Source organism: Exiguobacterium sp. SH3S3 (assembly GCF_004337115.1).
Classification (GTDB): domain Bacteria; phylum Bacillota; class Bacilli; order Exiguobacteriales; family Exiguobacteriaceae; genus Exiguobacterium; species Exiguobacterium aurantiacum_A.
Genome location: NZ_SJUU01000009.1, coordinates 99217 through 116361, shown reverse-complemented (window position 1 = coordinate 116361; position 17145 = coordinate 99217). Strand labels below are relative to the sequence as shown.

Genomic DNA, 17145 nt, shown 5'->3' with positions numbered 1-17145 from the left:
ACTAGCTATGTACACGTTGCACAAAAACAGCTACTCAGATTTGTGCAACGTGACAATCAGTTGGAGTAAACTCGCATCATAAAACTGACGAGCGTCATATCCTGTCAGTTCATAGAGCCGATCGAGCCGATAATTGAGCGTGTTCCGATGCATGAACAGCGCCTTCGCCGTATGAGACACGTTCAGCGAGTTGGCGAACAGCGCCTCTAACAATTCTACACTCGTCTTATCGAGTATCGAATACGCCGCCTCGGTCAATTGGAGACGTGTGGCAAAAGTCTCATGGTCTTGTAGCAAGTAATGGTATAATAATTGACTAGCAGGGTAAGTTTTAGTAGGGAGTTTCGCGAACGGGCGCAACGTCATGTGTTGATGGTAAAGCGTCCCCAACACACCGAGCGGCCGTTCACTAAAGATGACGTGCGCTTCGACGTAGCAGTCGCTCGCGCCGGCACGCAATACGTCCTCGAAATCAGACAAGTCGACGAGTTGGTTCATCTCAATGATTTCAACGTGATGTCGCGTCATGACGACAATCTCCGCTTCTGGCATGAAGTCGTGTAAGATCTCTAAAAATTGCTCGAGCGATTCCCTCTCTTGATAGTGGAGCGATAGCGACAACAGACGGAACGGTTGCGCGATCCGATACGAATCGGTGAGCAGGCGGTTTTGCCATTTTTCTTGACGGGGGTCGGCGGTCGTCAAAAACGGTGTCGCCGACCATTCGAGCAGTTGCCGTTCACGCTCGTTCAACTCGGTTTTTGGCAAGCCGAACACTGTCCCGTCATGTGCTTGATACCAAGCATAGTCTCCGGATGCGTCTTCCGACCGATGGACAACGGTCGGGAAAATCGATTTAATACGATCAAACGTAGTCAACACAATCACCTCTTCAACAATGTATCATATTTCAGAACGGGGGCAGGCAGTTTGGATAGTCTACTAAAAATATTCATCATGATCGCCATCGGGGCGACAATCGGGGGAGTAACGAACTTCCTCGCCATCAAAATGTTATTTCGGCCCCACGAGCCAAAGTATATCGGAAAAGTCCGAGTACCGTTCACACCGGGGTTGATTCCGAAGCGCCGCGATGAGCTGGCGACGAGTCTCGGCAAGACGGTCGTGAAACACTTGTTGACGCCTGAAGGGATGCGGAAGCGCCTGCTCGACGAACAAGTGAACGGCCACATCACCTATTTCGTCCAAGAGGAAGTCCGGACGATGCTCCGTTCGGACAAGACGATTCGTACACTAGTCGAACCGCTTTACCCGGACGCCGAGTCGCGTGTGTTGACGGAAGCGGACACGAAACTCCGTCAAGAGCTCCGGCTCGTGCTTGCTGACGTCAAGTCACGCAAGCTGTACGAACTGCTCGGTGAGGACGGGATGGACCGTGTCCGTGACGTGATCCCGGAAATCGTCGACGCGATGCTCGTCAAATCAGAAGAGTATTTCTATTCGGCGGAAGGAGAGGCTCAATTGCGGTATATGGTCGACTCGTTCGTCCAACGCCGGCTCGGTTTTATCGCCGGGTTCATTCAAAATATGAACTTCGTCGAGATGATCCGCCCGGAGATTGTCAACATTTTACGTGGCGGATCGACTCGGTCCGGAATGGCGACGATGATCACGCGCGAGTTCGAACGGTTCAGTGAGCGTACGGTCGACACACTCTTAGATGAGCGGTTAGAAAACCGATTGATCGATGGGGTGACGACAGAAGTCATCACCCGTCTTCCGATCGGCGAATTGCTCGACCGGACCGTCTATTCGTATACACGAGACGTCGAGACGCGCATCGTCGACGATCTCGTCCCGAACGGGGTTCGGCTCGTCATCGAACGGTTCACCGATCAAATGGAGACGGTGATGGACCGTCTGAAAATCGATCAAATCGTGCAAGAGCAAGTCCAGTCGCTCGATACGTCGTACCTCGAGGAGATTGTTTTGTCGATCTCGAAACGGGAGTTCCGGGCAATAACATGGCTTGGGGCGCTGTTAGGTGGTATGATTGGGTTGATTCAAGGGTTGATTGCCATCGTTTGATCGGCCACGGCCCTAATAGTATTTAGGAGGACGTCACATGTCACAAACAAACTTGTACGATCATGCTAACCAATTGGAAAAAGCACTTCGCGAATCTGAGGAGTTCACAAATCTCTCTTCATTATACGATCGTGTCAATGCGGATGCAGAAGCGAACCAGTTGTTCGCTGACTTCCGTGATATCCAAATGAAGCTTCAGCAAAAGCAAATGCAAGGCGAAGAAATCTCAGAACAAGAGATGATGGATGCTCAAACGAAAATGATGAGCGTGCAACAGAACGAATTGATCATGGAGCTCATGCAAGAAGAGCAACGCATGCATCAACTGGTCACAGAAGTGACAAAAATTATCATGAAGCCACTTGAAGAGCTATACGCTCCGATGGTTAATGAAAACGAAGTTCAATAACACCTGTGCGGATGGCTTTCGAGCCATCCGTTTTTTGTTGACCGACTTGTCATATTCCTAATGATAGCGTTTACATAATGTGGGGTATAATAGCCTTGTACATCAATTCACAAGAGAGGGTGGGCGTCATGGTCACCTTGTTCATATTAGCGGTCATGATCATCTTTTTCATCGGGGGCTGGTTGCGGGCCGATCTCGTCGCACTCGTCGGGCTCGTCGCGCTCGTATTGACGCAGCAACTGTCGCCTGTCGAGGCGATGGCAGGTTTCTCGAATCCGGTCGTCTTGATGATCGCCGGATTATTCATCGTCGGAGCGGGCCTGTTTCATACAGGACTCGCCGAACGGCTTGGCGCTGGGCTCATTCCTTATGCGAAAGGGAGTGAGGTGCGTCTATTTCTCGTTCTGATGGTCACCGTGACGTTTCTATCTAGTCTCATGTCGAACACGGGGACGGTCGCGCTCTTGATCCCGGTCGTTCTCGCCATGTCGAGACAAACCGGTACGAATCCGGCAAAACTGTTAATGCCGCTCGCGTTCTTTTCAAGCATCGGCGGGACGATGACACTCATCGGCACCCCACCGAACCTTGTCGCCGCTGAGGCGCTCCGTGGTGCCTCAGTCGGAACGCTCGGTTTCTTCTCGCTACTACCGATCGGGTTCGCCGCCGCCGTCGTCGGGCTGCTCTACTTTTATGTCATCGGGAACCGGCTGCTCGATGCGGGCGAGGTTCGTTCGGTCGTCGTCGCTCGTCTGCCGATGCCTGACTTGAACATCTACGCGCTCACGCTCACGAAAGGTCATCCGCTTGTCGGGAAAGCACTCCGAGACGTGAAGTGGTCACGTGACGGTTTGATCGTCCTCGGCGAAAAGCGAAAAGGGCTCGCGCATCGACTCGTCACGGCTCGAGCCGATACGGTGCTCTATGAGGGACGTGTCCTCGTCAGCGGGGCAGAAACGGATGTTCGACGCGTCGCCCGTCAAGAAGGGTTGATCGTTGAACCGATGGAGCTGAAAGACGTCTACGGGAAAGGGTCAGGCGTCGCCATTTTCACCGTCCCATCTGATAGCCCGCTCATCGGTCACTGTCTCTCGGAAAGTCGTCTGCGAAATGACTACCGCTTGAACGTGCTTCAAGTCATCCGCCCGAACGAAGAAATTGCGATGACACGGCTGAAAGACGTCCCGTTAGAGCGAGGTGATATGCTCGTGGCCCAAGGCGAGTGGAGCGATTTAGAAAAAGCGGGTGACGAGACACACTTGTTGCTCGCGAACGAGCGCGTGACCGATGTCGCCAACCGAGCTGTGTCCGAGCGCCATCAACTCGCGGCCGGTCTCATCATGCTCGTCATGGTCGTGCTCCTCGTCTTCGAATGGGTCGACCCGACCGTTGCCGTTTGGCTTGCGGCCATCGCGATGGTGCTGACGGGAGCGGTCCGGCATATGGACGTTGCCTACGAGTCGGTCCAATGGTCGTCGCTACTGTTGATTGCCGCCATGATTCCAGTCGGGACCGCACTCGAAAACGCGGGTGTCATGGCCTGGCTTGTCACATGGATCAGTGAGTCGTTCGGGCGCGCTGGTCCGGTCTGGGTGCTTGTCGCCATCTTCGTCGCAACGATGGTGCTCAGTCAAATCATCTCCAATACGGCAACGGCCGTCTTGTTCGCACCGCTCGCCTTATCGCTCGCCGCGTCACTCGAAGTCAGTCCGGTGCCGCTCGTCGTCGCGGTCGCCGTCGCGGCATCACTCGCGTTTATGACGCCGTTCGGCTCACCGACGAACGCGATGGTGTTCAGTATCGGCGGCTATCGCTTTTTCGATTTCGTTAAAGTCGGTTTGCCGCTACAAATGATTGTCGCGGTCGTCGCGATGTTTTCGATTTTATTCCTCTTTCCATTCTGAAAGAGGAAATTTTTGTTAGTTGACGAATAAGACGAATAAGTTGAAAACAATGAACTAATGAGGTGAAGAGATGATGTGGAAACGAATCGGTATCCTCCTGTGCGTCTTCTTCCTGGCAGCTTGCTCGAACGCCAGTGAAGAACCGACGCTCGGAGAGGACGCGTTGCTGGCCAAAAGGTATTTGGAGGAGAAAGGTTATGAGATCGTCTCTTACAAGGGAGGGGACACGTCACGTTTCGAGAAGAAAGACCTTCTCGATTCACCTGTGCGAGATACTTGGAGCGTCCAGACGACGCCACCGGACGACTATATCGGGCGTGACATTAAGCGAGAGCATTTCGTCGTCCGTAACCATCTGCTCGATGATCAGTACGAGCTCGGACAGACGAACGTCTTGGTCCTAATTGATGAGGGGGACATCATCGGCGGGACCTCATTCCCTGATTCAAAGGAACCGCTGATGGGGGCACCTTATTCACTGGATGGGAAGACGGCGGAAGAGCTACATCCCGATTATTGGACGTGGCGCGAACAATGGGAGACTAAATATAGCGAATAAACAAGCGCCTCGGGGTTCCCGAGGCGCTTCTGTTATGAGGCTGTGCTTTTCAGTTTTCCGGGAAGTTTGCACCGCTCGAAATAGATGAGTTGTCCTTGGCGGACGATGCGCGCCCCTTTATGGTCGTGACCGGCCTCCTGGAGCATCGCTAGCCCTTTCGCTTTTCCTTCTTCGTCGTTCGCTGCCTCGAATGAATCATTAAGTAAAATCGTGCCGTCATTCTCGAACGCGGTGACTGTGTACATGTTCAAACGGATCCCCCCCTTTTTTTCATTGTACTGAATCACCATTCATTCTTCAAGCGGTGGTTTCGTCAGTTCGTCGAACGTGAGCTGACGGGCTGTCTCCGTTCGGGGGATCAAATCGGAGACGGTCATGCCGATCAGACGGACCGGCTCGTTGATTGACATCTCATCGAACAAGCGTCGGGCGAGCCGTTTGATTTCGTCATGGTCATGGGTCGGATGGTTCAGCTTGATTTGGTGGCTGCGTGCTTGGAACTCGCTCGTCTTGATTTTGATCGTCACGGTTTGACAACTCAATTCACGGCGGTCGAGCTGTTGCAATACGTCTTCGATTTCAGGGATGACGCGCTCATACACTTCCTCCGGGTCGTCGAGGTCAAAGGCGAACGTCGTCTCCGAGCCGATCGACTTGCGTTCACGGGTCGGGACGACGGGACGGCTGTCACGTCCGTGGGCGAGTTCGTATAACTGGACACCACGGTCATGGCCGAGGATGGCCTTCAACTGTTCAGGTCGCGCCTGCTGGATGTCGGCAATCGTTTCAAACCCGTGCTTGAACAAAGTCTGGGCGGTCACTTTTCCGACACCGTGCATCGTCGTGATCGACAGCGGGGCGAGGAACGACTCGACTTCGTCCGCGGCGACGATAGTGAGGCCGTTCGGTTTGTCGAACCCGGAGGCGATTTTGGCGACGAACTTGGACGGGGCGACGCCGGCGGAAGCGGTCAGTCCGGTCCGGCGTTTGATCTCGCCGAGAATGTAGCGCGCCACGTAAGGAGCCGACGTGCTCATGAGCGAGTTCTCGGTGACATCGAGGTACGCTTCATCGAGCGATAGCGGCTCGACGAATGGCGTCACAGACTTGAAGATCTTCATCACGTCTTGGCTCACTTGCCGATACGCCTGAAAGCGCGGCTTGACGAACGTCGCTTGCGGGCACAGGGCGAACGCACGGCGTGACGACATGGCGCTATGCACGCCGTATTTCCTCGCCTCATACGAACAGGTGGCGACCACTCCACGACTGTGAGGGGCGCCACCGACGATGACGGGCTTATTTCGCAAATGAGGACGGTCTCGTTGTTCGACGGATGCATAGAACGCATCCATATCGACATGTATGATTAAACGTTCCATCGGCATCTCCTTTCTGTTTCAATCGACTCCTTTCATTATACCGAACTTTTGTTCGTTTTTTTACTTCTTTGTTTATCGAGACGTTGTTGAGTTCGAGGCTGACTTGGGAATTGGAGCAATGAGCCGATCCAATTTTTTCGCTTTAACCAAATTTGAATCAACAGCGTGAACAGGATAATCATGAACCAAGCGAACAAATAGCCGAGCGGCCACTCGAGTTCAGGCATTTGTTTAAAGTTCATGCCCCAGACGGCACCGAAGGCGACGACCGGCGTCGTCAGTGCCGTGAAGACGGTCAACGCCTTCATGATCTCGTTGCCGCGAAAGTTTGACAGCGTCGAGGCGAGATCGGTCATCGCGATGACATCTTCCTGGTAGTGTTCAATTAACGTTAACAGCCGGTCGACACGGTACTCAGCAAGGCGATAAGACTTCAGCTCATTCAACTCTATGTCGAGGAACGCCTCTCGTCCCGCCATCAGTAGCTCGCGGTACGGGACGACCGTATCTGACCAACGTTCAATCTCACTCCGCAGCCCAAATATCTCGTTCATGAATTCAGGCGGAACTTGACCGCTCATTTCACGCTGTGACATCATCAGGCGTTCCTCATATTCATCGATCCCATGGAAGTAATAGTCCATCTTTTCGGCGAGCAGGTCATAGAACGCTTCAATCGGTGTGGCATATTGTTTCGCTGCGACGATCTCGCAGTACAAATCGTCAAACCCGATCGTCCATAAAAAGTCGCGCGTCACGAAATAGTGACCGATTTTCTGCGGTTCGCGTTCGAGCTGCTCATAGTCGAGCGTGAGCGAACCATACATATAGTCCTGCTCGACGATGATTTTCGTCACTTTGGCCGTCGTCAGTTGTTCGAGCCAATACGTGTACGCCTCCGCATAGTGGTCGTCAACGTGTACGATTTCCTCAGGTCGCGTGTACCAAGTCCAATTCATCCTTCATTCCCCCAATGTTCTTCTCTCCTCAAGTATTCCCGGTTTACCGAGAAAGTTGGCATCTGGGGCGAACTTTCGTTAAGATGGAAGTACTGACAAGAAGAGAGGTGCTTTCATTGACGACTAAAATCGGTCAGCTCAAAGTGGGCGACACGTTAAACCAATATGTAATGATCAAACAATCATATCGAGGGCTCGCCGGGAACGGGAAGCCTTATCTGACGCTCGTTTTATGCGATGAGAGCGGCGAAATCGAGACGAAGGTGTGGGATAGCGCTGATACCGAGAAGTACGGGACGAAAAAGATCGTCCACGCCTCAGGAGAAGTCATGGACTATCGGGGCCGGACGCAGCTCAAACTGAAGCAGATCTCGATTATCGAAGGGGAGACGGACATCGCACCGTACGTCCGCTCTGCGCCGATCCCGAAGTCGGAGCTCGAGACGACGATCCGGGCGTATATCGACGCGATCAGTCACGAGGGCATGCGGGAACTCGTGACGACGATTGTCGACCGAAACGAAGAGGCATATTTCACGTATCCGGCGGCGGTACGTCATCATCATGCGGTCTATTCAGGGCTCGCGTTCCACGTTATGTCAATGCTCAAACTGGCCGGAACGATGTGTGACTTGTATCCACAGTTGAACCGGGACTTGCTCGTCTCAGGTGTCGTCTTGCACGATTTGGCGAAAGTCATCGAGCTGTCGGACGCGATCACTCCGGAGTATACGCTCGAAGGCAAACTGCTCGGTCATTTGTCGCTCATGGCGTCCGAGATCGAAGTCACAGCCCGCGAGCTCGGGACCGATCGTGAAGTCACGACGCTGTTACAACATCTCGTCTTGAGTCACCATGGGAAGCCGGAGTGGGGCTCGGCGAATGCGCCGCAACTTCCGGAGGCCGAGATGCTGTTCTTCATCGATAACATCGACGCGCGGATGAACATGTTCGATAAAGCGTTCGAAGGTGTCGAGCCAGGAACGTTCACAGAACGGGTCATGGCGCTTGATAACCGGGCGTTCTACAAACCGAAGCTATAAAAAAAGGCAGGCATCCCGCGGGATGCCTGCCTGTTGCTTATTGTTCTGTCGACTCTTCAGCCGGTGCTTCTTCTTCCGCTTTGAGAGCGTCTTTTACTGCGTCGAATTGTGTTGAGGCTTTCGCGTCTTTCACGTCAACGTTGTATTTTTCGATCAACTCAGCGTAGATTTTGTTGGCGTCGACTGAAGCTGCTTTTTCAGTCGCCAATTCTTCACGGATGCGGTCTTTCTCGTCCTCGAGCTTGAGGTCTTTTTCTTTACGGTCTACGACTTTGATGACGTGGAATCCGAATTGTGATTGGACCGGCTCTGAGACTTTACCGACGACATCTTCTTGGAACGCGTATGCTTCGAATTCAGGAACCATGGCACCGGCTGAGAAGTAACCGAGGTCGCCGCCTTTTTCGCCTGAACCAGTGTCTGTTGATTTTTCTTTCGCAACGTCTGCGAAATCAGCGCCATCGTTCAACTCTTTGATGATCGCTTGCGCTTCTTCTTCCGTCTCGACGAGGATGTGGCTCGCCTGGACTTCGACGTTCTCTTTGGCGAATTGTGCTTCGATTTCTTCATCCGTCACGTCGACGAGTTCAGACTTCGCAGCATCGACGAGCATCTGCCCACGGAGCGCTTCTTTGAATTCGTCTGTGTCAGCCATACCAGCCTGTTGGATCGCTTGTTCGAACTCTTCTTTCGAGTTGAACTGCTCTTCCGTCTTGCTGAACTCTTCGTCGACTTTCTCTTGCTCGACTTTGTCGCCATACTCTTTTTCAAGAAGTGCGTTCATCGTTTCTTGGAAAGCGAGTTGTGGGACCATACGGTCGTAGCTCATGTCCGCGATTTCACCGCGCGTGATTTCGCCACCTTCGAAAGAGACAACAGCTGAGTTGTCAGAAGATCCGCCGCTCGTTGCAGCGTACGTACCGCCTACACCGATGAGAAGCGCGATTGCCGATGCGCCGACAAGGGCACCAGTTGAAAACTTTTTGTTTTGTTTGTTTGGTTCATTCGTCATTCCGTTTGACATATATTCCACCCCTAAAAATCTATAAGTTTCTATGTTCGACTATACCACATTTTGTTAATGCTGACAGCTGTTCGATTACCTGTGTAGTATCATAGCACAGAAACGTGTCGTATAATGATGAAAGAGAATGTGAAATGATGGGGTGGGAAACGTGTCGTTAGAAGAGAAAGTTAATCAGTTGTCTTTTCAGATGGAGCTGTTGCTCGGACTAGTCGATTGGTCGAGTCGGCCGTTTGAATATGAAGTCATCAAAGCAAACTTGACGAAGGAAGAAGTTGCGGACTTCTATAAACTACTCGACGAAATCAACAATCAACAAAACGAGCAAAGGCGTTACGGCTTGTCGTCCGTAGAGCCTTTGCTCGTCAGTTTCGTCGGGATGTTGCATCCGTCGTTAGACCCTGGGGTCATCTTGGCGGCGTGCGTCAAACAAGGGATCGCTCTCGAAATCACAGAGCCCCTTTACGCGCACGTCAAGCTTCTTTAGTCAGCTCGTCATCTTCGGGACGACGGCCTGCCTCTTCAGAAATCATTTTTGATGTTTCGGCGAAGATGTCCATAAAGTTGTCGCCGTACAGGCGGCGGACGATGGCCGTGATGTCCGTCAAGTCCGGGAACTTCCCATATAACTCCTGCAACGGGAGCGAGGCACGGAACACACCGTTCTCTTCAGGGTCGAACGCATGGATTGTTTTGAGCAAGAGCGCTTCACCTTCAGGCGTCAACTGTACATAAGTATTACGTTTGTCCGTTTCTTTTTTAGAGAACGTGAGGAGACCACGATCTTCTAATTTTTTCGAAAAGTTGAACGCGGTCGATACGTGCATCACGCCATATTTCGCAATCTCAGAGATTGAGGCGCCACCGAGCGCGTGGGCAATCCATAAAATATGATGCTCGTTTATGTTCAAATCGAAAGGCTTGATCCAGTTCTGCCAGTCTTTTTCGACCGTCTTCCACAATGCTTTACTGAGCTGAATGATTTTATGGCTATAGAGCATGGCCTCAGGGCCAGAGAATTCTTTTTCATGTTCCATCTCAATTCATCCTTTCCGGATACAAAGTGACTAAAACGACGGACGATGCCTAAAGACCGGTCAGTCGGTCTTCTTCGCTTTCGCTTCGGTCATATCTGACTGTACGTTTGAAAGCTCGTTTAGGTTTCCTTGGATCTGCTCGATTGAAGGCTGAATGTCTTGTTGATAGCGTTCGACCTCGGCTTTCACTTGATCCGTCAATTCTTTGCCTTGCAACTTACCAGCCGCCACCACTTGTGAAGCATCTTTGGCAACTTTTTGGAATTGTTCTTTCAACGTAGTGATTGTAGACGCCCGATGCTGATTCGATGCGGCATCGTTGGCCGTTCCACGAGCAATCTTTTTCACTGTCGCCACGCCTAAAAACGCTACGACAAAGCCAAAAGCAACCCACTCGCGACGATTGTGACTCGACAATACATTCCCCTCCTCAAGCACGATAATGCTAGAATACATTCTTTTCATATTATTTTACCAAAAAAGAGAGATTAAAAACCTATATCTCAAATAAAATTTTTCAGAACATTCAATTTTGACCGAAAAATCATTTTATTTTAAAATGAGGTCAAAGGAAGGTGACCTCCAGTGGACAAGCAAAAGCGTTGGTTCGATGACATGCTAGACTTGTACAACGCGGCGAAACAACTGGGAGATGACCCTTGGGCACATAAAATAATGGAAGCACTCGAGGCGGGATACGAAGCGTCAGAACAGAACGAACAGACGCGTAAACAAACTTTGCTTGAAAAGCGACTTTTTGAAATCGACACCCGTCTAAATGAATTAAGAAAAGAGTTCGAACAAGCGGAGTCTGTCAAATCTCGTCAGCAACTGTATGAGCAGGCGATCAAATTGCAAATAGAGCGGGCTCAAATTGAAGAAGAGCGGAAGCGGCACTTCAATTCGATCAACTCGTCATGAAAGACATGAAAGCGGACCAGGCTCTCGGAGGAGTCTGGTCCGCTTATTTTGTTCAAACACGTTGTTTGATTTGAGCCGCGAGCGTGTTCATTTCTTCTGGCGTGTACGCATCGTTATGGGTTTCCCATTTCGCATCGAAGCCGTCTTCTTGGCCGTAGCGTGGAAGCAAGTGAATATGGAAATGGTACACCGTCTGACCGGCGATCTCTTCGGCGTTCGAGAGGACGTTCATCCCGATCGCGCCCGTCTCGCGTTGAAGCGCGCTCGCGATTCCCGGGACCGCTTTAAAGACGTCACTTGCGACGTCACTCGGCAGTTCGTAAATGTTTTTGGCATGATGTTTCGGGATGACGAGGGTATGGCCTTTCGTCACTTGGGAAATGTCGAGAAAAGCGACGACGTCATCATCTTCGTACACCTTGTAAGAAGGGATGTCGTTGTTGACGATTTTACAAAAGATACAATTGGCATCGGTATGCATCGTATTTCCTCCATTCATGAAATGACTGATCGATTTCATCATAACACGGAAGTTCAGGCGAAAGAATGATTGTCCTCGTTCTCACGTCATCCTACAATAGAAGGACAAGAGAAAGTGATAGGAGTGGAGAGAATGGCGTATGAACGATCGAAAAAGACGACAAGGCAGCGCAAGATTCGCCTCGTCATCGTCCTAGCCGTTTTGCTCGTCTTAGCGACGGGGGCAATCTATATATGGGGCTATAAGCCGGCGGAGGCGAACGCGCAAATCCACGTTCGATTTAAAGAGGCTCTGTTGACGGAAGACGTCGCTTTCTTTGAGCAGACGGTTGAATATGAGACTGAGCCGCTCACGCGCGCCGAGGCACTCCGGTTCATGCGTTGGCTGAACGAAGAGAAGTCGATTCGAGGTGAGGCGATCTCTGAGGTGGCGGCGGACCGCGCCGATGAACGTCAAGGTATGGAGTCAGTCGGGTTGTTCCGCTTGCTTGATACGGGAGACGGCCGGTTCGGCTTTGCGGATTATCGAATTGAGCTGTTACCGCAAACGTTCGTTGCGACGTCAGACGTGCCGTTGACGAACATATGGGTCGATGGGACACAAGTAGGCCGGATTGATGCGGCGGGCGACAGCCTGACGGTCGAGCGGATGCCAGGCCGGTACGACGTCAAAGCCGTCGCGGTCGTGAACGGGGAGACCGTCACGCGAACGGAGACGGTGACGCTCGTTCGGGAGGAACAGCTCGCTTTCGCGCTACAGCCCGAAGCGAACGAGACGATTGCCGGTCAGTTCGATATCGAGCGGGTCGAGCTGATCGAGATTGAAGTCGAGGCGAGGACCGGGCATTCGCTTGAAACGATTGAGTCGGTTATGAACAAGCGGGAGAAAACGGTCGTCGGACAGCTCGGTGAACCGCTTGAACGGGACGGAGACGTGTGGCGGTATGCCGGCATGGATGTGACATTTGTCAAAAAGAAAGTGAACCAAATCGACATCGATTTGGACAAACGGACGGACGATATGGTCGCCCTCCTCGGTGAGCCGAATGAACGAATCGAGACAGAGTTTGGGAAAGAGTGGCGTTACGATCGCTCACTGGTTGAATCGATTTTCACGCTGCTCGGCCTAGAAACGGAAAAACGCTTCATCGAACGCGACGGGGCGATGTATTTATTGTTAAGTTGAACGAAAAAAACGGGACCCTCGTGTCGAGGGTCCCGTTTTTGTAGCACTGGATTAGCGCTTTTTGTTCATTGATTTCATAACGAACGATACGATCAAGATCAAGATAATCGCACCAAGAAGTGCTGGAATAATCGCGATGTCAGCGATGATTGGTCCGAAATCAGGGAAGATCAATCCGCCAAGCCAAGCACCAATGATACCGGCGATGATGTTACCGATGACGCCGCCTGGTACGTCTTTACCTAAAATAAGACCTGCTAACCAACCGATGATACCTCCGACGATCAAATAAAGAATAAAACCCATGCAAACATTCTCCTCTCTGTTTTGTCCATTGTTCTTAATAACAATTTTATGGAACAATGGAAGTGATGAATAAGTTTTTAAAATGCCTTACAGTAGAGAATATTCCCATGTGACAATTTTTAAAACATATATCACAAAAAAAAGTTGAAAATAAGGGGTGGAGTTTTCATGTTACACGTCGAACACTTGAACGGCGGTTATATAGGTAAACAAGTGCTGCATGATGTTTCGTTTGAAGTAAAAAAAGGTGAGCTCGTCGGGCTGATAGGGCTAAACGGTGCCGGGAAGTCGACGACGATTAAACATATTTTAGGATTGCTTGAACCGATTTCGGGATCGGTCGAAGTCGACGGCGAAACGTTGCAATCGTCTGAAAAAAATTATCGCAAGAAAATAAGTTATATACCTGAGACGCCGATTTTGTATGACACGTTGACGTTACGTGAACATTTGTTGTTGATGGGGAAAGCGTACGAGATTGACAGCCGTGACCTCGAGATGCGGACGGAACGCTTGGCCCGCGACATGCGCATGGAGAAACAGTTGGACTGGTTCCCATCCGTCTTCTCGAAAGGGATGCGCCAAAAAGCGATGATCCTGAGCGCGCTCGTGACGAAGACGCCGCTCTTGATCGTCGACGAACCGTTCGTCGGGCTCGACCCGCTCGCAATCCGTCAACTGCTCCGCCTGTTTGATGAGTATAAACAAGAGTGTGCGATTCTCATGTCGACGCACATCCTCGAGACGGCGGAACGTCACTGTGACCGGTTCGTGTTTCTCCATCAAGGAGTCGTGATCGCGACCGGTACGGCAGCGCAGTTGCGTGAAAAATATGCGCTCCGTCCTGACGCAACGCTCGATGACATTTATGTCGAGGCGATCGAGGCTGAGGAGCGGGCGCAATGAGGGTGTTCAACGCGCGGTTTAGTAGTTGGATGGAAGAAGTCGTGAAGTATAGCCGCTATGTGGCGAACGGGGGTCTCTTGTTCACGCTCTACTTCACGCTCATTTACGGGGGGTTCGTCTACAATCAATTTTTAAACGGACTCGACCCGGCGTTTCCGAGCGAATGGATCGTCGCGCTCGTGTTCTTGTTCTTGCCGCTCGGGCATCGGCCGCGGACGTTGCTTCAAGAAGCGGATCAAGTGTTTTTGTTGCCGGAGCTCGGGGATATCCGTTCGTATATGAACGGGGTTCGTCTGTTCAACGTCGTGTTCGCGAGCGTTCGGGCGCTCGTTGTCATGCTCGTGGTCTTGCCGCTCATCGTCCGGACGCAAGCGCTCACGCCGGCAGAAGTAGGCGCCATCGTCGCAGCGAGCGTGTTGCTTTCGGTGGCGGGTCGCCTCGCAAAGCTCGAACTGATCTCAAATGTGGTGCTCTTCAGTGCGCTCGCGAGTGGAGTCATCATGATTTTCGGTGTCCCGTTATTGACGCCGGTGCCGGCGCTTGTCGCGCTTGTCTTGCTTCATCTAAGACGGCACGACCGCATCCCGCTCCTTGATTGGCTCACGCTCGAGCAGAAGAGCAAGGCGCAGTTCGACCGTGTCATCAGTTGGTTCGTCGACTTGCCGGCGATGCGGGAAGAAGTGAAGGAGAGAAGTGTCATCGTGCGAACGCTCGAGCGTTCGGTGCTCAGACGCGCGGATGCCGCGCGTTATGTCTATGGCTTACGCGTCATCCGTTCGAAAGACTCGCTCGACCTCGTGTTCCGCCTTTCTGTCGTGGCGTTCATCGTCATGTGGCTGTCGGGTGGCTGGTATGTCGGCTTGGTCGTCCCGCTGTTCGTCGGTTTGACCGCACTCCAACTCGTGCCGCTCTTCAAACGGCTCGATACGATGTCGATCGCTTCATGGTTGCCGATCACGCGTCTTGAACGGCTGGCGGGTTACAAATGGTGGATGAACCGCTTGCTGATTGGTCAGTTGGTCGTCCTGACGGTTGGGTCGGTCGTGTTCGGTGCTAGAGTTGACGCGGTCGCGGGAGTCGTGCTCGGCTATCTCGTCATCCGTTACTATTTAGGGCGGTTGAAATGAATAAGGGCCACCCTTCCGCATATGGAGGGTGGCCCTTTGACTGCTATTATTTTTTTGGTGACATGACCGACACGCTCGAGCCGAGAATCTTCGGCAGGCGAGCCGGGGTGTCAGTTTCCGAATCGATTTCACCGTACGCCGATACACCGTGCTCGGCGATATCGAGTCCGACGTCTTCTTGCTCTTCAGTGACACGGAGACCGATCGTCACGTCGAGTAGTTTTAAGAAGACGTAGCTTCCGCCTCCGGCGATGACCATTGCGATCAAGACACCAAGCGCCTGGACGCCGAGTTGTGACAAGCCGCCACCGTAGAAGAGGCCGGCCGAACCGATGCCGGTGATCTCGACGAGACGCGGTGATGCGAAGAACCCGAGTGCGAGTGTTCCGATGATGCCAGCGACACCGTGGACCGAGAAGGCACAGAGTGGGTCATCGATATATTTCGCCATGAGGATACTCGTGCCGTATGTTGCGATGGAAGCTAGGGCGCCGATGACGACAGCGGCCCATGGTTCGACAAAGGCACAAGCGGCTGTGATGGCGACGAGCGCCCCGAGAACACCGTTGACGACTGAAGGGATGTCGGCCGTCTTCTTGTGGATCATGACGATGGCGAGCGCGCCGAGCGCACCGGCAGCCGTAGCGAGCATCGTCGTAAGAGCGACATAACCGAAGAATCCGTCAGCAACCGACATTGTCGATCCCGCGTTGAACCCGAACCAGCAGAGCCAAAGGACGAGTCCGCCGACGACCGTCAAGACGTGGTTATGACCGGCGAGTGATTCTGTTTTCCGTCGTGGTTTCAAGATGATCGTCGCCATGAGGGCGGCCATCCCACCTTGGAGGTGGACGACGGCTGAACCTGCGAAGTCTTGCATCCCCATTGAGCCGAGGAGTCCACCCGCCCAAACCGAGCGAGCGACGATCGGATAGAGAATGGCGACGAAGAAGATACCGAATAAGACGTAAGCCGACAGTTTAGCCCGTTCCGCAAATCCGCCCCAAGCGATTGCGAGCGCAACGGCGACGAATGACAATTGGAACAAGAATTTAATGTCGAGCGAGACGTTAGCCCAGTCGAGGCTCGTGAACGATCCGTTTAAAAAGAATCCTTCAGTCCCGAACCAGCGGGTACCATCCCCGAATGAGAGGCCGAACCCGACGGCCCAAAAGGCGATTGCCGCCACAGAGAGGCTGATGATTTGTTTGACAGCGACATGCCCGGCGTTTTTAGCCCGGAGCGTCCCAGTCTCGAGTAAGCCGAAACCAAGTTGCATCGTCAAGACGAGCAGTGCAGCGATGAGTACGAACAGCGTGTCCATATAATACATAATTTCTTCCATGTTGCGATTCCTCCTTTTAGCAAGTGTGATTTCAAAAGTTGGTTTCAGTTTAAGACGAAATGAACGGGTTGGATTGCAATTTGTCAGATTATCTGACATAGTTTTTTTGAGAAGGGAGATGGCGGACGATGGACTACAAGTCGAAGAAAGTGATTGGAATGGGCATCATTACCGAACTGACCGGGCTTTCTGAACGACAAGTGCGCTATTATGAGGCGAAAGGACTCGTCTTCCCGGAACGGACAAAGGGAGGCTCACGTAAATATTCTTTCCATGACGTCGAACGGTTGATCGACGTGGCGTCGAAGCTTGAGGACGGATGGCGGATTCAAGACATTAAAGAGCGCGAGAAACGTCTGTCGACGAGACAGCGTGACGATTTGATCCGGGGTCAGCTCAATTCGGCGTTCCGCACGTACCCGACAAAGAAATGACACAATGAAAACACAATGAAAATGCTTCACATTAGCATTATTCTAATTAATTTCTGTATAATGTTTTTGAGTTC

21 protein-coding genes are annotated in these 17145 nt (G+C 52.1%); 11 read left to right on the top strand and 10 right to left on the bottom strand.

Going from position 1 to position 17145, the window contains the following annotated elements:
• Positions 1–30 precede the first annotated feature (30 nt).
• Positions 31–882, bottom strand: a complete 852-nt coding sequence (locus EVJ28_RS09955) for a PucR family transcriptional regulator (RefSeq protein ID WP_131458133.1) — start codon at positions 880–882, stop codon at positions 31–33.
• A 48-nt stretch (positions 883–930) separates the two neighbouring features.
• Between EVJ28_RS09955 and EVJ28_RS09950 the strand changes: the two genes are divergently transcribed.
• The 4 genes from EVJ28_RS09950 (at position 931) to EVJ28_RS09935 (ending at position 4921) form a co-directional block, all read left to right on the top strand.
• Positions 931–2049: a DUF445 domain-containing protein gene (locus tag EVJ28_RS09950; RefSeq protein ID WP_236634122.1), complete on the top strand. Its 1119-nt coding sequence runs from the start codon at positions 931–933 to the stop codon at positions 2047–2049.
• Positions 2050–2086: 37 nt separating this feature from the next.
• Positions 2087–2458, top strand: coding sequence for a YlbF family regulator (locus EVJ28_RS09945; protein WP_131458132.1), 372 nt, complete (start codon positions 2087–2089; stop codon positions 2456–2458).
• A gap of 128 nt (positions 2459–2586) precedes the next feature.
• A complete protein-coding gene (locus EVJ28_RS09940; protein WP_236634121.1) occupies positions 2587–4362 on the top strand; it encodes an SLC13 family permease in 1776 nt (591 codons plus the stop codon).
• A gap of 70 nt (positions 4363–4432) precedes the next feature.
• The gene (locus EVJ28_RS09935; RefSeq protein ID WP_131488818.1) at positions 4433–4921 is read left to right on the top strand and encodes a hypothetical protein; all 489 of its coding nucleotides are present in this window, start codon (positions 4433–4435) and stop codon (positions 4919–4921) included.
• Between the two features lie 32 nt (positions 4922–4953).
• Here EVJ28_RS09935 and EVJ28_RS09930 read toward each other — a convergent pair whose 3' ends face one another.
• Genes EVJ28_RS09930 through EVJ28_RS09920 form a run of 3 tightly spaced genes read right to left on the bottom strand, consistent with a single transcriptional unit; the run spans position 4954 to position 7262 of the window.
• Complete coding sequence (locus EVJ28_RS09930; protein WP_236634125.1) at positions 4954–5166, bottom strand: YhzD family protein; 213 nt, start codon at positions 5164–5166, stop codon at positions 4954–4956.
• Positions 5167–5211: 45 nt separating this feature from the next.
• Positions 5212–6303: a DNA polymerase IV gene (gene dinB / locus EVJ28_RS09925; protein WP_236634120.1), complete on the bottom strand. Its 1092-nt coding sequence runs from the start codon at positions 6301–6303 to the stop codon at positions 5212–5214.
• A gap of 35 nt (positions 6304–6338) precedes the next feature.
• On the bottom strand, positions 6339–7262 hold the full coding sequence (locus EVJ28_RS09920; RefSeq protein WP_131458126.1) for a CorA family divalent cation transporter: 924 nt from the start codon (positions 7260–7262) through the stop codon (positions 6339–6341).
• A gap of 83 nt (positions 7263–7345) precedes the next feature.
• Here EVJ28_RS09920 and EVJ28_RS09915 point away from each other — a divergent pair, with 83 nt between their 5' ends.
• Positions 7346–8305: an HD domain-containing protein gene (locus EVJ28_RS09915; protein WP_201738374.1), complete on the top strand. Its 960-nt coding sequence runs from the start codon at positions 7346–7348 to the stop codon at positions 8303–8305.
• 37 nt (positions 8306–8342) lie between these two features.
• Here the strand turns inward: EVJ28_RS09915 and EVJ28_RS09910 are convergent, their stop codons facing one another.
• On the bottom strand, positions 8343–9329 hold the full coding sequence (locus EVJ28_RS09910; protein ID WP_131458125.1) for a peptidylprolyl isomerase: 987 nt from the start codon (positions 9327–9329) through the stop codon (positions 8343–8345).
• A gap of 142 nt (positions 9330–9471) precedes the next feature.
• Here EVJ28_RS09910 and EVJ28_RS09905 point away from each other — a divergent pair, with 142 nt between their 5' ends.
• The gene (locus tag EVJ28_RS09905) at positions 9472–9816 is read left to right on the top strand and encodes a DUF1878 family protein (protein ID WP_083274001.1); all 345 of its coding nucleotides are present in this window, start codon (positions 9472–9474) and stop codon (positions 9814–9816) included.
• Here the strand turns inward: EVJ28_RS09905 and EVJ28_RS09900 are convergent.
• Together EVJ28_RS09900 and EVJ28_RS09895 are read right to left on the bottom strand one after the other, a co-directional pair.
• Positions 9803–10366, bottom strand: coding sequence for an HTH-type transcriptional regulator Hpr (locus tag EVJ28_RS09900; RefSeq protein WP_131458124.1), 564 nt, complete (start codon positions 10364–10366; stop codon positions 9803–9805). The genes EVJ28_RS09905 and EVJ28_RS09900 overlap by 14 nt on opposite strands.
• A gap of 60 nt (positions 10367–10426) precedes the next feature.
• Positions 10427–10783, bottom strand: coding sequence for a hypothetical protein (locus tag EVJ28_RS09895; protein WP_233589624.1), 357 nt, complete (start codon positions 10781–10783; stop codon positions 10427–10429).
• Positions 10784–10951: 168 nt separating this feature from the next.
• Between EVJ28_RS09895 and EVJ28_RS09890 the strand changes: the two genes are divergently transcribed.
• Entirely contained in the window at positions 10952–11287 is a 336-nt protein-coding gene (locus tag EVJ28_RS09890) for a hypothetical protein (protein ID WP_131458123.1), read from the top strand.
• 52 nt (positions 11288–11339) lie between these two features.
• Here the strand turns inward: EVJ28_RS09890 and EVJ28_RS09885 are convergent, their stop codons facing one another.
• Positions 11340–11768, bottom strand: a complete 429-nt coding sequence (locus tag EVJ28_RS09885) for an HIT family protein (RefSeq protein WP_131458122.1) — start codon at positions 11766–11768, stop codon at positions 11340–11342.
• Between the two features lie 132 nt (positions 11769–11900).
• Here EVJ28_RS09885 and EVJ28_RS09880 point away from each other — a divergent pair, with 132 nt between their 5' ends.
• Positions 11901–12953 (top strand): hypothetical protein, encoded by a 1053-nt coding sequence (locus EVJ28_RS09880; RefSeq protein WP_131488816.1) that lies wholly within the window; start codon positions 11901–11903, stop codon positions 12951–12953.
• Between the two features lie 51 nt (positions 12954–13004).
• On the opposite strand, the gene EVJ28_RS09875 is transcribed toward EVJ28_RS09880, so the two are convergent.
• Positions 13005–13259 carry a GlsB/YeaQ/YmgE family stress response membrane protein gene (locus tag EVJ28_RS09875; protein WP_070327866.1) on the bottom strand — a complete coding sequence of 85 codons (255 nt, stop codon included), beginning with the start codon at positions 13257–13259 and terminating at the stop codon, positions 13005–13007.
• A gap of 168 nt (positions 13260–13427) precedes the next feature.
• Here EVJ28_RS09875 and EVJ28_RS09870 point away from each other — a divergent pair, with 168 nt between their 5' ends.
• Both EVJ28_RS09870 and EVJ28_RS09865 read left to right on the top strand, forming a co-directional pair.
• Positions 13428–14165, top strand: coding sequence for an ABC transporter ATP-binding protein (locus EVJ28_RS09870; RefSeq protein ID WP_070327865.1), 738 nt, complete (start codon positions 13428–13430; stop codon positions 14163–14165).
• Positions 14162–15292 (top strand): ABC transporter permease, encoded by a 1131-nt coding sequence (locus tag EVJ28_RS09865; protein ID WP_131458120.1) that lies wholly within the window; start codon positions 14162–14164, stop codon positions 15290–15292. Before EVJ28_RS09870 ends, EVJ28_RS09865 begins: the two co-directional genes overlap by 4 nt.
• Positions 15293–15338: 46 nt before the next feature.
• Here EVJ28_RS09865 and EVJ28_RS09860 read toward each other — a convergent pair whose 3' ends face one another.
• Positions 15339–16637 (bottom strand): ammonium transporter, encoded by a 1299-nt coding sequence (locus EVJ28_RS09860; RefSeq protein WP_131468816.1) that lies wholly within the window; start codon positions 16635–16637, stop codon positions 15339–15341.
• Between the two features lie 128 nt (positions 16638–16765).
• Between EVJ28_RS09860 and EVJ28_RS09855 the strand changes: the two genes are divergently transcribed.
• Entirely contained in the window at positions 16766–17071 is a 306-nt protein-coding gene (locus EVJ28_RS09855; RefSeq protein ID WP_131458118.1) for a MerR family transcriptional regulator, read from the top strand.
• Positions 17072–17145: the final 74 nt, after the last annotated feature.